The organism is Virgibacillus salinus, assembly GCF_900102415.1.
Taxonomy (GTDB): Bacteria; Bacillota; Bacilli; order Bacillales; family Amphibacillaceae; genus Lentibacillus; species Lentibacillus subterraneus.
This window is the reverse complement of the sequence record NZ_FNKD01000001.1, coordinates 565863-580579: the sequence shown is the minus strand read 5'-3', so window position 1 is coordinate 580579 and position 14717 is coordinate 565863. Positions and strand designations below refer to the sequence as shown.

The following is a 14717-nucleotide window of genomic DNA, read 5'->3' as shown; positions in this document are numbered from 1 at the left end:
ATCGAGTAGAGTGAAAAAGCACGGTGTGTTGCTCATTCACTTAGACATTTCTAGTAGCATTTCGACGAAAAAAACCCAGCGCCAAGGCTGGATTTTTATCAACTAACTATTAAAATATCCTACTATCGCGTCGGCTATTTTTCTTGAAGCCTCTCCGTCACCATATGGATTGGACGCTTTAGCCATTTTTAGATGAGCCTCGTCATCACTCAGCAATTCATTAGCTAGGTCAAAAATTGTATCTTCATCGGTCCCTGCTAATTTTAATGTTCCCGCGTCAATACCTTCAGGTCGCTCGGTTGTATCACGCAGAACGAGGACAGGTACACCCAATGATGGAGCTTCCTCCTGTACCCCGCCTGAATCGGTCATAATTAAATGGGACCTGGCAGCAAAGTTATGAAAGTCAACAACACCAAGTGGCTCAATTAATTGAATGCGACCATCATCACCTAAGATATCATTTGCGGTCTGCTGGACAACTGGATTCAAATGGACTGGGTAGACAACCTGAACGTCATCATGTGTTTCGACGAGTCGCTTAATGGCCCGGAACATTTGCTCCATATTATTACCAAGGTTCTCGCGCCGATGGGCTGTCATAAGAACTAATCGCTTGTCTCCAAGTGCATCAATGATTGGGCTTGAATACGCATCGTCAACCGTCGTTTTCAATGCATCTATTGCTGTATTTCCTGTTACAAAAATACTGTCGTATGGTTTATTTTCCTCCAATAGGTTTTGCATTGATCTATCGGTTGGTGCAAAATGCAAATCAGCCATAACACCTGTTAACTGGCGATTCATTTCCTCTGGATATGGTGAATATTTATCCCACGTACGTAAGCCTGCTTCAACATGCCCAACTGCAATCTGATTGTAGTAACCAGCAAGGGAAGCAGCAAATGTTGTAGTCGTATCGCCATGGACAAGCACAATATCTGGTTTGGTTTCTTTCATTACCTCGTCCAAGCCTTCAAGTGCTCGTGTTGTAATTTGTGCCAATGACTGTTTTTGTTTCATAATATTTAAATCGAAATCAGGTGTAATTTCAAAAATATCCAGCACTTGGTCGAGCATTTCCCGATGCTGTGCAGTTACAGTAACAATTGGCTCAAATTCATCTGGGCGCTTCTTCAATTCAAGAACAAGCGGGGCCATTTTGATTGCTTCTGGCCTCGTTCCAAATATTGTCATGACTTTAATACGTCTACTCATTATATTTCCACCTTAAACTTATTTTGTACCAAACAGACGGTCTCCAGCATCACCAAGGCCTGGTCTTATATAGCCTTTATCATCTAACTTTTCATCAAGAGCTCCGAGGTAAATATCAACATCCGGATGCTCTTCTTTAATTACTTCCACACCTTCAGGTGCAGCAATTAGACACATTAAACGGATTTGCTTAGCACCACGTTTTTTTAAGGAATGTATCGCATCATTTGCTGATCCGCCAGTAGCAAGCATTGGGTCAATAACAATTAATTCACGCTCTTCTATATCCGATGGAAGTTTAATGTAATACTCCACCGGTTTCAGTGTTTCTGGATCGCGGTATAAACCAACATGGCCAACTTTTGCTGCTGGAATTAGCTTCAAAACGCCGTCAACCATTCCAAGACCAGCACGAAGAATTGGTATAAGACCAATCTTTTTACCAGCTAATACTTTCGTTTGTGTTTCCATCACTGGTGTATTGATCGTTTTATCCTGCAGCGGAAGATTTCTTGTGATTTCAAAGGCCATTAACATTGCAACCTCGTCAACAAGCTCACGAAATTCTTTTGTTCCTGTAGACTTTTCTCTTATGTACGTTAACTTATGTTGAATTAACGGATGATCCAGTACGAATACATTTCCCATTTTGCCGATCACTCCTTATTAATAGTTGCATCTTTAAAATTGTACTGAAAAAAGGACAAGCTTTCAAGTGAACCGTTAAATTTTAACCAAAAAGAGATGCTCCTCAAAAAGGAACATCCTGATTAGTTATGCGTATAGTGGAAACTTGCCAGTTAACGCTTTAACGCGATCTGCAGCTTCACTTAATTTAACTTCATCTTCATGATTTTTTAATGTGAATGAAATAATTGATGCGATTTCTTTCATTTCTGCTTTTGCAAAGCCGCGTGTTGTGACAGCAGCGGTTCCGATGCGGACGCCACTTGTTACGAATGGACTCTCCGTATCAAATGGAATTGTATTTTTATTCGTAGTAATACCAATTTCATCCAGTACTTTTTCAGCGACCTTACCTGTAAGTTCCAGTGGAGTAACGTCGAGTAACAATAAATGATTATCTGTTCCACCAGAAACAACACGTACTCCTTCGTTCTTCAGTGCTTCACCCATAGTTTTTGCGTTTTCAATGACCTGCTTGGAGTATGATTTAAAATCGTCTGATAATGCTTCATTAAATGATGTTGCTTTTGCAGCAATCACATGCATTAATGGTCCACCCTGCATACCTGGAAATACGGACTTGTCGATTTTCTTCGCGTATTCTTCTTTACAAAGAATCATTCCGCCACGTGGTCCACGCAATGTTTTATGTGTAGTTGTTGTGACAAAATCTGCATATGGAACAGGACTAGAATGTAATCCGGAAGCGACTAGACCAGCGATATGTGCCATATCAACCATAAGATATGCATCTACGGCATCTGCAATTTCGCGGAATTTGCCAAAATCAATTTCACGTGAATATGCACTAGCCCCGGCAACAATCATCTTTGGCTGTACTTCTTTTGCGTGTTCTAAAACAGCATCATAGTCAAGCTGCTCAGTTTCCTTATCGACACCATAGTCAACGAAGTTATAAAGCTTACCACTGAAATTAACTGGGCTACCATGTGTTAGGTGACCGCCATGGTTAAGATTCATTCCTAAAACAGTATCGCCTGGTTCTAATGCAGTAAAATAGACTGCCATATTTGCTTGTGCACCAGAATGAGGCTGTACATTGGCATGTTCTGCATCAAACAATTTTTTTGCACGATCACGCGCCAGATTTTCTACGACATCAACATGCTCACAGCCACCATAGTAGCGTTTACCTGGATAACCTTCTGCATATTTATTGGTTAGCACAGAACCCATTGCTTCCATAACTGCTTCAGATACAAAGTTTTCAGATGCGATTAGCTCAATTTTCTCCTGCTGCCGTGTTTTTTCTGCTTGAATTGCGTTAAATAATTCATTATCTGCTTGTTTAACATGTTCCATTATACTTCCCCCTTATGTAATTAAGTGCAACGATTATTTAATTCTATATCTTCATATACTGCACGCTTTCCGCCGATTAATTTTGGTCGTGTGCGTGCAGTGGTCACCCTTGCATCACCAATCATCCGTTGTTCAAAACGGAGCGGGACAGCTACTTGCCTTAAGTGCATGCCAATCATAGTTTCTCCTATATCCATTCCACTGTTTGCCTGAATCGTTTCAACAACTACTGGATCAACCATATTCTTATAGGCAAACGTTGCCATTGATCCACCTGCTTTTCGCACTGGGATAACGGAAACTCCCTCAAGGTGCTGCTGTAGCATCGTTTCTTTTTCAACGACTAAGGCTCGATTCAAATGTTCACAGCATTGGAAAACGAGCTGAACACCAATTTGCTGCTTTAGCCTTTTCAACGCTTTAAAAATAACTGAAGCAATCTCCTCACTCCCGGATGTACCTATATGCGAGCCAGCGACTTCACTTGTTGAACAGCCAATTACAAATAAATCGCCCTTCTTAAGATGGTCACTTTCAATCCATTGTGAAACGACAGCTTCCACATCACGCTCGACTCGCTGTATTAAATCCGTCATCATAAATCACCATCCTGTTTTAGGAGATTTTATTTATCTTCGTATGATGTGATTTTTCCGATACGATTTGCGTGGCGCCCACCATCAAATTCAGTTTCAAGCCATATTTTAGCAATTTCGCGAGCCAGACCAGGGCCAATTACTCGTTCACCCATTGCAAGGATATTGGAGTCATTGTGCTGGCGAGTTAATTTCGCACTATAAACATCATGTGTCAATGCACACCGTATACCTTTCACCTTATTTGCCGAAATCGACATGCCAATCCCTGTCCCGCAAATAAAGATACCTCGATCAAATTCACCACTGGCAACGCGTTCAGCCGCCGGCAATGAATAATCCGGATAATCGACTGATGTCTCGCATGAACAGCCAGTGTCTTCGTATTCAATATTCATTTCGTCCAACAGATTTTTTACTTCGCTGCGTATTGTCATGCCTGCATGGTCTGCTGTTAAAATAACTTTCATTACCCATCTCTCCTTCTCCTATTGTAGATGTCTTATTTTTATTATGCATTATATCTTTCCATATTTTAAGTGTTAGAATTGTTAATTTTTTTATGCAATAAATCAATATACTTTTCCAGTTCTCTTAAGGTGTCCTGATATGTTTTTAAGTCACCACCGAACGGATCGGAAATATCATAGTTAATTAAGTTGGCCTCCAGTTTTTGAATGTGTTCGATATCATCTTGTAGATGTTTTGTAAGCTCTTCTTCTAGTTGATGATTTTTAAGCTCATGCTGATTTTCATGAATGAACTGGGATCGTTTTTCTTCAAATTCGGCATAGGCCTTTTTAAGTTCGTTCCATACTTTCTTATCCGCTTCTGATACATATTCTTTTAGTGTGAAATATTTGTCCTGAAAATTGGGATGCTGCAATATTAACGATTGCTTATGCTGCGTCGTCATTGTAATTACTAAGTCTGATGAATGTAAAAGCTTATCTGTTACTGGTTGTGATTTAGTGTCCAATGTAATTCCGCGATCTAGCAGTGCTTGGATTGCATGGTTATTCGGACGTTGATTCTTTCCTGCAAAAATTCCAGCAGACTGCACCTGAATATCAGGCATTTTATGTTTAATTAACGCTTCTGCCATTGGACTTCGACATGTATTTCCTGTACAAACGAACAATATCTTCATATGGATACCTCCGATTATATAAATCCACATTCAAACTATACCATAGAATAAAGGAGATTGTCAGACACTTTTACATGATGATTAAAATCACTAAAGGTATACTACAACCTTGCAAACATTTTTCCCATAAAAAAAAGATCTCCTGCAATAGCAGAAAATCAAGCAAATTAATCCTTATCCAAATAAAATATTTAGACCGAAACCACAAAGGATACTGCCACCTAAAATTTCACTGTATACACCGAGCAATCCGTGTACTTTTTTCCCTAAAATCATTCCTGCCCAAGTCAGAACGGTACTAACAATACCAAATAGCATAAGTGCTATCATTGTTTTTACTCCAGACATCCCTAAGCTTAATCCAACTGAAAAGCTATCAAGGCTTACACTTATGGCAAAAAACAATAGTCCAATACCAACTGGTTGTACAATTTTTTTCGTATCATGATTAAATGCTGAAAATACCATTTGCGCACCTATACCAACTAGTAAAAGGCCTCCGATAAGTGTTGTGAATTGCCCAATTTGTGTGGATATTGCTTGTCCTAACAAAATACCGATAAACGGCATTATGATGTGAAATAACCCGATTATGAGTCCAATTAATGCTATACGCTTTAACCTGACTTGCTGCATCCCCATGCCTAAGCTAACAGAAAATGCGTCCATTCCCAATGCAATTGCCATAAACAAGAGGGATACTATTTCCCCAATCTGATATACCGACATCCTCCATCCTCCTCGGATATGCTATTAAACTATATGCATGTCCGAGTGAAAATATGTGATGATAATCTTACAGATGAGCCGAGGATGCTTTTTTCAAGCGATTCATAATCGCCTCTCCAATATTTGTCTCTGGAAATGTTTCACATAAAATTAAATCTATATTCCCATCCTTAAACTCACGCAAGGCATCATAAAGATTTGCAGCAATTTCTTTTAATTCAAAGCCAAGCGGAATAATTTGATCGGCCTCCAGTTTCCGAGCCGTAGCAGTACTTGCCATGACACCAACTCGATTCTGTTGAGCTCGTTCACGATTTATTACTTCCTGCATTCTATCAGGTGACCCCGCTACTAGCCACATAGGTACTTCTGGTGCATAATGTCGATATTTCATTCCAGGGGCTTTTGGCTTCTCGGATGCGTTCGCCAGTGCCGGATCAAGCATAACCTTACCTACTACCTGCTCAAGCTGCTCTTTTGTTATACCACCTGGTCTAAGGATAATTGGCAGTTCCTGTGTACAGTCGATAACTGTCGATTCAACACCAACCCCAGTTGGTCCTCCATCAACAAGTCCGGCGATTTTCCCATTTAAGTCTTCCCATACATGGTCTGCTGTTGTTGGACTTGGCTTTCCGGAAACATTCGCGCTCGGAGCGGCAATTGGTATACCGCATTCTTTTAGTAACTTGTTCGCAACTGGATGATCTGGTATTCGAACACCAATTGTGGATAACCCTGCAGTTACATTTTCTGCGCACGTCCCATTACTTGGCAGAACGAATGTTACCGGGCCAGGTGTGAATGCATCAATTAACTTTTCTGCAATTGGTGATAACGAGCTTACCAGACTGTTTAATTGCTCTTTAGTGGCAACATGGGCGATTAACGGATTATCTTCAGGCCGCCCTTTTGCCTCAAAAATTTTTGAGACAGCAGTGTTATTAGTCGCATCTGCCCCTAATCCATAAACTGTTTCAGTTGGAAAAGCTACTGTTTGACCGTCTTCTAATAGGGCCGCAGCTTCTGAAATTGCCATTTTATTTGTTTGTACATTCCATCGTTTTGTTTGCATCATCGTTGAGCCTCTTTTCTAACGTTAATTTTAGTCGATGGTGGTTTTTTTGGCAAAAAAATAGCTCTTTAAGTAAAGATTGATGTTTTTAGTCTTTGGAATTAGATATAAACTGCGGCATAGTGAAAAATTTTTTTGTACTGCTTTTTTTCGTTCCAATGATGTTGAGTGCTTAGATGCCAGCCGCCCTAAGTTGCGCGAAGTGTATTTCCGCAGCGTTGTCGTAGCACTTAAGTATTTTTCCACATTACTTCACAGTTGATTGATTTTTGCTAACAAGAATCTATTAAAAACGCACATAAAAATAGCCTGTTGAAGATTTTCCACAGACTATCCACAAATTATGCCTTATTAACGGGGGATTGTTAATAAATTATATTTAAAATCCACAGTTTTTAAACACCTTATACACAAGGAATTGTGTATAACTGTGGATATGTGCTTAAGATACGTTATAAGTCCACCAACTACCTTTATCGATTGGGTGTTTATCCACTAAAATGTTTTCTTTCTGTGGATAAAACTGTAATGCTTCTAATAAAATATCGACCATTGGCTGATGGCTGTGGACAAATACTTTCTTCGCTTGTTTTTCTTTTGCCATTGCTAGAATAGCTTCCAGTAAAACAGGTAATGATTTTGCATAGTCTTTCGTAATATAAAGCTGCTTCAACCAGTATATATCATCATCGATGGAATCTAATATAAAGCACCCTTCAATATTATTATCAATTTCCACAATATAGCCTTTTTTCTTCAGTAAATCTTGTTCCACGTTATCATTACTTGTTAAAAAGCTTTCCAGTTTTTCCTGAGATGCCTGGTTTGCTGCGATTAATTTCATTTTTTCACCTCTATTATTTTTGATAGTATAACTAAGGCTTTCGCCATTAGATCTTGGCGATAAGCCAAGTTTTCTATATATCCTATGCAAAAACTATAAAGTCTATGACCAGCCAAACCATTCAAAAAGAAAAAACTTTACTTCAGCTTGTTCATCATCTTCTTCAGCTAACGCTTTGTCATCTACTTCTTCATCACTACTTGCACTGGCAACACTCGTTCCATTAGAAAAGTCCAAGAAGCATAATGGTGGAAATAGAACACACCACCAATTAGAACCTTTACCTTGACCAAGCGTTATTAAAACAGCTTCGTACTCACCTGGTGGATATAGGAAATTTCCATATAATTTTGCTGGAAATGTAACATTTGTTCCATATTCTACATGATAATCTTGCTCAATATTTTCCCGTTTCAGAACATCCGCTACAATTGCTTCAATTTCTGGGGTACGTGCATCAATCAAATCTCTCGCTTGATTGATATCGGTTATCTCCTTAACCCATTCGGAAATAACAGCATTGACCTCATCGCGGACCATTCGTTTCAATTGCTGATCTTCATCATTATCACTGTTTGCTAGAATGCGTAACCGAATTGCCTCATCCGGTATAACTTTAATGTTGGAATCGGAATGTGATTCATCACTTGTTCCCTTAACTGGCATTGATAATATAATAATAATAAATATAATTGCCGAAATTACTAGTTTCTTCATCTTTATGATCCCCCTCCATCTGATTTACAAACAGTATGGGCAGGGGACTATTTTTTTAAACTAGTAATCTATTATTTTTTTAAATGGGCTTGGATAATGCGGTCCCTTTTATTTATGTCTTTAATGATTTGTACGTTACTTGTTGGAAATTGTTCGGATAAAAGAGCTCGAACAGCTTCACCTTGTCTATCACCAATTTCGAAAAAAATATCTGCATGACCATTGATGACGTGAGGAAGATCTTCTATGATTTGTCTATATGAGGCTAACCCATTCTCATCAGCAAAGAGAGCAAGCTCCGGGTCAAATTTTTTCACTGTGTCAACAAGGCCGGCTTTATCCTGATGTGCAATATATGGTGGATTCGAAACAATAATATCTATCTTTTTTCCGATAAGGGGTGTTAAAAAGTCACCTTGCAGAAATGTGACGTCCGCACCCAATTGTTTGGCATTTTGACGTGCAATAGATAGCGCATCTTGTGAAATGTCAGTAGCATAAACTGTTGCTCGAGGGAGCTCAAGCGCCAGTGTTACAGCAATAATTCCGCTACCTGTTCCAATATCGACAATTGTGAGAGGCTCGTTTGGTGTAGTTTGGATAACTTGCTGGACAAGCTCTTCAGTTTCTGGCCTTGGGATAAGTGTATGCTCGTTCACACTAAATTGTCTGCTGTAGAATTCTTCGTATCCAATAATATGCTGGATTGGAATGCCGGTTTCTGCGTGAACTTTTATAGCATCTTGAAATTGCGCTGTAATTTTTTCTGGAACAGGATCACGCATCATCGTGAAAAAATCAGATCTAGATACTTGGAGGAAATGCTGCAGCAGCAGATCGGCAGCTTTTTCTTCGCGATTATGTTTTTTTAAAAAAAGAGAAGCCCATTGGAGGACTTCATGCTGCTTGGATTCTTTTTCCATATTATTCACCAATTTGCTCTAATTTTTTGGTTTGTTCTTCAACTAACATTGCATCAATGAAGTCATCTAACTTGCCTTCTAATACCTGGTCAAGCTTCTGAATCGTTAAACCAATGCGGTGATCGGTAACACGAGTTTGCGGGAAATTATACGTACGAATACGTTCCGAACGATCTCCTGTACCTACAGCTGATTTTCTATTTTCATCATACTCAGCTTGTGCCTCACGCTGGAATTTATCATAAATACGTGCACGCAAAACTTTCATCGCTTTTTCCTTGTTTTTAATCTGTGATTTTTCATCTTGACATGATACAACAACACCTGTTGGATCATGGGTCAAACGAACAGCGGACATTGTTGTGTTAACACTTTGTCCACCAGGGCCACTTGATGCAAATGTGTCCACACGAATATCTTTCTCATGAATATCAATTTCGACATCTTCTGTCTCAGGCAGTACGGCTACAGTTGCCGTTGATGTATGAATCCTGCCGCCAGATTCTGTTTCCGGAACACGCTGGACTCGGTGTGCACCATTTTCATATTTCAACTTGGAGTATGCTCCAGTACCATTTATCATGAAAATAATTTCCTTATATCCGCCAACTCCAGTGGAACTAGCCTCAATTACATCTATCTTCCATCCCTGCATCTCGGCATATTTAGAATACATGCGATAAAGGTCACCTGCAAATAACGCAGCCTCATCACCGCCGGCAGCACCACGAATTTCCATAATAACGTTCTTATCATCATTAGGATCTTTTGGCAGAAGAAGAATTTTCAGCTTCTCTTCAAGTGATTCTGTGTTTTCTTTTAATTCCTCAATTTCCATTTTAACCATATCATTCATTTCGCCATCAAGGTCATCTTCAAGCATAGCCTTCGCATCGTCTAACTGCGACATTTTATCTTTATATTCACGATATACCTGAATAATTTCCTCAAGACCTGATTGTTCCTTCGAATACTCTCGTAATTTGTTCGTATCACTTATAATATCCGGATCACTAAGTAGTTCATTAAGCTTATTATAACGATTCTCCAATGATTGTATACGATCTAACATCACGGTCACCTCTTTCTAATTAACAGTATAATTATAGTATACTCCCGTGAGGAGGTCAAAGTTTACATTTAGATGGTGATTTTCTGCCTTGCAGAAGCTCTTTCTATTTGTGGAATCTGGGGCGCAACTGTTGCGTGTTGATTCAGTCTTCGTGTGGATTATTCAGTCTATTTTAGGCCGTTGAGGCGTTTATTCAGTATTCGTTGCCGTTGATTCAGTATTTGCTATACCTGATTCAGTACTCACTTGCAATCATTCAGTTTTTTTGGCCAAAAAAAGCTAAATCCAGAAATCCTTCACTCTCTAATCAAAAAAAGAGCGCTTATGCACTCTTTTACTTGGATAGTTTTGATAGGGTTTTTACTACTTCATTTTTGGGTTTGTTTGGGACTTCATGATGATGGCGGCATCTTGGTTCATATGATTCAGATGCACCTACCATGATTACCGGGTCGTCATATGATGCCGGCTTACCATCAATTAAGCGTTGGGTTCGGCTTGCAGGTGATCCGCAAATTGGGCAAATAGCATTAAGCTTGGATACTGATTCACTCAGCGCCATTAATTTTGGCATCGGTCCAAATGGTTCACCACGAAAGTCGGTATCCAAGCCAGCTGTAATTACACGAATACCTTTATTCGCCAATTCATCAGCTACTGCTGTAATATTATCGTCAAAAAATTGGACTTCGTCAATACCGATGACATCCACTTCATTATCGATATCTTCCAGAATTTCATCCGAGTTTTTGACAGGGCGTGCGATAGCCGATGTGCCGTTATGTGTTACAACTGAATCATCGGCAAAACGATCATCAATCGCTGGCTTAAAAACGCGTACAGATAAGTTGCCGTATGTTGCACGACGAACGCGGCGTATTAATTCTTCTGATTTACCAGAAAACATACTGCCACAGATGACTTCTACCCAGCCACTTTGTTTCATAATGTACATATGCGGGATCTCCCTTCAACGTGTTTTCGATATGTATTTATATTATTGTTTAACATTTATTTCGACAAATATTGATAGGACTTTTAGATTGGCAGTTAAGAAAGTATAGCATAAGTGCAACTAAAGCTTGGCGATATGCCAAGTTTTCTAATATTAGGTTATCCTATCCCACATTTCTGAACCGTAGTTTAAAAATGGAAGTAAAAAAACAGGCAAAGGTAAGACATTTTGCCTGTTTCTACTTTTGACTGAATCTATCCAGCCTTTTATCAATCCAGCTTCAGAACTGGAGATACAAATCATTATTAATTAGCAAACTATGTGCAATATATATGATTCCCCAGCTCTTTCAGCCTCTTAGTTCATTTTATATTTTTTCTTGAATCGGTCTACACGTCCGCCAACTTTGTCAGCTTTTTGTTTACCTGTGTAGAACGGGTGTGAATCTGAACTGATTTCAACACGGATCAATGGATATGTGTTACCATCTTCCCATTCAATTGTTTCTTCTGAGTTTTGTGTTGAGCCACTCATAAATTTAAAATCTGAGCTTGTATCAAGAAACACAACTTTTCTGTATTCTGGATGAATATCTTTTTTCATGTCTTTCCACTCCTTTTTGCCCTGAATCCTTTGGAACAGAGTTTATTGCAAGAGCCGTCATAGGTACGATACCTTATCTAAACTCACATAAAAAGATTATAACAGTCTATAGTATCGATTGCAATAGCAAAAACTTCCTTAAGACAAGTTTACTTCTTAATACCTTTACGGCTCATTTCTTCGTCCATTTGCTGGAAAAATTCCATATTATTCTTCGACGATCTTAATCGTTTCAGGAAGCGATCAAGGAAGTTATGTGAATCCTGCATCGTTTTTCGGATAGCCCATATTTTATCCAAGTGCTCTTTGGAGACAAGCAGTTCTTCTTTTCGTGTGCCTGATTTTAAAATATCGATTGCCGGGAAAATCCGACGCTCAGCCAGGCTGCGGTCAAGATGCAGTTCCATATTACCTGTTCCTTTAAATTCCTCATAAATAACATCGTCCATCCGTGACCCTGTATCAACCAGAGCCGTTGCCAGAATCGTAAAGCTTCCACCCTCTTCAATATTACGTGCCGCACCAAAGAACCGTTTAGGACGATGGAATGCAGCCGGGTCAATACCACCTGAGAGTGTTCTCCCGCTTGGCGGAATGACAAGGTTATATGCACGTGCCAAACGCGTAATACTGTCCATTAATACAATTACATCACGTTTATGTTCAACTAATCGCATTGCTCGTTCTAAGACGAGCTCAGAAACCTTAATATGGCTTTCTGGACCTTCATCAAATGTTGAACTAACTACATCAACATCTGAATGTACCGAGCGTTCGATATCTGTAACTTCTTCAGGACGCTCGTCCACTAGCAGAATAATTAGTTTTGCATCTGGATGATTTGCTGAGATACTGTTTGCTATTTCTTTTAATAGTACAGTTTTACCAGCTTTTGGTGGTGCTACAATTAAACCACGCTGTCCGAAGCCAACTGGTGTCATCAGATCTATAATCCGGGTAGAAAGACTTTTCGTGTTCTTTTCCAACTGCATAAATCGATCAGGATACAGTGCTGTTAAAGCAGGAAAATGCACACGTTCCTTTGAGGTTTCAGGATCTTCGCCATTCACAGCATCAACATGCAAAAGTCCATAATAACGTTCATTTTCTTTTGGTGGGCGTACCTTTCCAGATACTTTATCGCCGTTTCTCAGGTCAAAGCGGCGAATCTGAGATGCAGAGATATAAATGTCTTCTGCGCTTGCAGAATAGTTGATTGGCCGTAAGAAACCGAACCCTTCCGATGTAATAATCTCCAGTACTCCATCCATAAATAAGTAGCCATCTTTTTCAGCTTGAGCTTTAAGTATAGCAAAAATAAGTTCTTTTTTTGTCAGTTTTGAATAATAAGAAACCTTGTGCTCTCGTGCTAGAGCATATACATCCTTTAATGTTAATGTCTCTAAATGAGAGATTGATAATTCAGCCATTTAATCACCACGCCTATTCATTTTTACATTTTAAAATTTAATCAAAAAATATGAAGTTCTTGTATTTTTAGGCAGATAAGAAAATATAAATCCTTTCTTACTGCATAAGTGCAACTAAGGCTTTCGCCAATAAGGCTTGGCGAAAAGTCAAATTTTCTAAAGTAAGTTACTCGGGTTTATTAGTTATATGGTCTGTTCTAACAGAAATGAAGAGTTGTCGGAAGCTAGAATAGAAGTTGTTTTTATAAATTATATTAACCAATCATTACTAGTATTAAACATCTACAATAATACCTGTTTGTGTCATAATATTCAACTCTATTTTTATATTCTTGGCAGTTGGATGATAAATAGAGAAGGAAGCCGCGAAATTGGCTTCCCTTCTATAATAATTTATTATGGTTCCATTACGAGGTTTGGTTTTTTCTTCAGGCTATGGTCGCCATCGATAAAACGGACTGTCCCACTTTTGGCACGCATAACTACTGTTTGTGTTGTTGCCTTGACGCCTTTAAACTGGACACCTTGTAACAATTCACCGTCAGTGACTCCTGTTGCGGCGAAAATTGCATCATCACCACCACAGAAATCATCCATATAGAATACTTTATTCGTATCAGCTATTCCCATTTCTTTACAACGATTTGTTTCTTCATCGTTTGCCGGGACAAGCTTTCCTTGGATTTCACCGCCTAGACATTTTAAGGCAACTGCAGCCAGTACACCCTCTGGGGCTCCACCTGTACCTAATAAAATATCTACACCTGTATCATCAAAAGCTGTGTTCATTGCTCCAGCCACATCACCGTCTGGAATTAACTTGATTCGTGCACCTGCAGCGCGTATTTCCTCAACTAGCTCTGCATGACGAGGGCGATCCAAAACGACTGCCACAAGATCTTCCATATTTTTATTTTTGGCTTTCGCAACAGCTTTTAAGTTTTCTAGTGTTGATGCATTAATATCTACTTTGCCTACTGCTTCTGGTCCGACAGCTAGTTTTTGCATGTACATATCGGGCGCATGCAAAAGCTTCTTATGGTCGGCGATCGCTATTACGGCAAGTGCATTCCATGTACCCTGAGCAACAATGTTTGTTCCTTCCAATGGGTCAACGGCTATATCTACCCTTGGACCAGATCCAGTCCCAAGCTCTTCACCAATATAGAGCATTGGTGCTTCATCCATTTCACCTTCACCGATTACAACTGTTCCCTGCATCGGAATTGTATCAAAAACGTCACGCATTGCTGATGTTGCTGCATCGTCGGCTTCTTCCTTTTTGCCTCGCCCCATCCATCGTGCTGATGATAATGCAGCTGCCTCTGTGACGCGTACGATTTCCATTGTTAAACTTCTTTCCATAATATTTCCTCTCCCTTTAAATGTAATATC

Annotated in this window: 16 protein-coding genes; all 16 read right to left on the bottom strand. The window is 39.4% G+C overall.

Annotated features, from left to right (window positions below; genetic code table 11):
* Positions 1–102 precede the first annotated feature (102 nt).
* Positions 103–1218 (bottom strand): non-hydrolyzing UDP-N-acetylglucosamine 2-epimerase, encoded by a 1116-nt coding sequence (wecB, locus tag BLS02_RS02865; protein ID WP_092491450.1) that lies wholly within the window; start codon positions 1216–1218, stop codon positions 103–105.
* Between the two features lie 18 nt (positions 1219–1236).
* Entirely contained in the window at positions 1237–1866 is a 630-nt protein-coding gene (gene upp / locus BLS02_RS02860; RefSeq protein ID WP_092491449.1) for a uracil phosphoribosyltransferase, read from the bottom strand.
* Positions 1867–1992: 126 nt separating this feature from the next.
* Complete coding sequence (gene glyA, locus BLS02_RS02855; RefSeq protein WP_092491448.1) at positions 1993–3228, bottom strand: serine hydroxymethyltransferase; 1236 nt, start codon at positions 3226–3228, stop codon at positions 1993–1995.
* 20 nt (positions 3229–3248) lie between these two features.
* A complete protein-coding gene (locus BLS02_RS02850; RefSeq protein WP_092492213.1) occupies positions 3249–3824 on the bottom strand; it encodes a TIGR01440 family protein in 576 nt (191 codons plus the stop codon).
* Between the two features lie 29 nt (positions 3825–3853).
* Positions 3854–4294 carry a ribose 5-phosphate isomerase B gene (rpiB, locus tag BLS02_RS02845; RefSeq protein ID WP_092491447.1) on the bottom strand — a complete coding sequence of 147 codons (441 nt, stop codon included), beginning with the start codon at positions 4292–4294 and terminating at the stop codon, positions 3854–3856.
* Positions 4295–4359: 65 nt separating this feature from the next.
* Positions 4360–4974 carry a low molecular weight protein arginine phosphatase gene (locus BLS02_RS02840; protein WP_092491446.1) on the bottom strand — a complete coding sequence of 205 codons (615 nt, stop codon included), beginning with the start codon at positions 4972–4974 and terminating at the stop codon, positions 4360–4362.
* A gap of 174 nt (positions 4975–5148) precedes the next feature.
* Positions 5149–5703, bottom strand: a complete 555-nt coding sequence (locus BLS02_RS02835) for a manganese efflux pump MntP (protein ID WP_092491445.1) — start codon at positions 5701–5703, stop codon at positions 5149–5151.
* 67 nt (positions 5704–5770) lie between these two features.
* On the bottom strand, positions 5771–6778 hold the full coding sequence (locus BLS02_RS02830; protein ID WP_092492212.1) for an L-threonylcarbamoyladenylate synthase: 1008 nt from the start codon (positions 6776–6778) through the stop codon (positions 5771–5773).
* Between the two features lie 442 nt (positions 6779–7220).
* The gene (locus BLS02_RS02825) at positions 7221–7622 is read right to left on the bottom strand and encodes a GNAT family N-acetyltransferase (RefSeq protein WP_092491444.1); all 402 of its coding nucleotides are present in this window, start codon (positions 7620–7622) and stop codon (positions 7221–7223) included.
* A 102-nt stretch (positions 7623–7724) separates the two neighbouring features.
* Positions 7725–8339 (bottom strand): stage II sporulation protein R, encoded by a 615-nt coding sequence (spoIIR, locus tag BLS02_RS02820; RefSeq protein WP_092491443.1) that lies wholly within the window; start codon positions 8337–8339, stop codon positions 7725–7727.
* A 71-nt stretch (positions 8340–8410) separates the two neighbouring features.
* On the bottom strand, positions 8411–9262 hold the full coding sequence (gene prmC / locus BLS02_RS02815) for a peptide chain release factor N(5)-glutamine methyltransferase (RefSeq protein WP_092491442.1): 852 nt from the start codon (positions 9260–9262) through the stop codon (positions 8411–8413).
* Between the two features lies 1 nt (position 9263).
* Complete coding sequence (gene prfA / locus BLS02_RS02810) at positions 9264–10334, bottom strand: peptide chain release factor 1 (protein ID WP_092491441.1); 1071 nt, start codon at positions 10332–10334, stop codon at positions 9264–9266.
* A gap of 334 nt (positions 10335–10668) precedes the next feature.
* Positions 10669–11289: a thymidine kinase gene (locus BLS02_RS02805; RefSeq protein WP_092491440.1), complete on the bottom strand. Its 621-nt coding sequence runs from the start codon at positions 11287–11289 to the stop codon at positions 10669–10671.
* A 357-nt stretch (positions 11290–11646) separates the two neighbouring features.
* Positions 11647–11892: a type B 50S ribosomal protein L31 gene (locus tag BLS02_RS02800; RefSeq protein ID WP_092491439.1), complete on the bottom strand. Its 246-nt coding sequence runs from the start codon at positions 11890–11892 to the stop codon at positions 11647–11649.
* A gap of 149 nt (positions 11893–12041) precedes the next feature.
* Entirely contained in the window at positions 12042–13322 is a 1281-nt protein-coding gene (rho, locus tag BLS02_RS02795) for a transcription termination factor Rho (RefSeq protein WP_092491438.1), read from the bottom strand.
* A gap of 396 nt (positions 13323–13718) precedes the next feature.
* Complete coding sequence (gene glpX, locus BLS02_RS02790) at positions 13719–14687, bottom strand: class II fructose-bisphosphatase (RefSeq protein WP_092491437.1); 969 nt, start codon at positions 14685–14687, stop codon at positions 13719–13721.
* Positions 14688–14717 lie beyond the last annotated feature (30 nt).